General features: G+C 56.4%; 1 protein-coding gene. It reads right to left on the bottom strand.

Annotated features, from left to right (window positions below; genetic code table 11):
• A partial coding sequence (locus tag ONV78_RS31925) for an AMP-binding protein (RefSeq protein WP_279508638.1) occupies positions 1–296 on the bottom strand: 296 nt, incomplete at both ends.

The raw sequence follows: 296 nt of genomic DNA on the forward strand, positions 1-296 counted from the left end.
TACAACGGCCTCCTGGACCGCCTCATGTTGCAGTAAAACCGCCTCGATTTCCCCAAGCTCAATGCGAAAACCGCGGATCTTGACCTGATGATCGATGCGGCCGAGGAATTCCAGGTTTCCATCCGGCAGCCAGCGCACCAGATCTCCGGTGCGGTACAGGCGATCATGAGGATCGTCGCTGAAAGGGTTCGGAATGAACTTCTCTGCAGTAAGGTCGGGGCGATTTAAGTAACCGCGAGCGAGACCCGCGCCGCCAATATGGAGTTCGCCAGCTAAGCCAATGGGTTGTAGTGTTC

This window comes from Hahella sp. CR1, from assembly GCF_029813005.1.
GTDB lineage: Bacteria > Pseudomonadota > Gammaproteobacteria > Pseudomonadales > Oleiphilaceae > Hahella.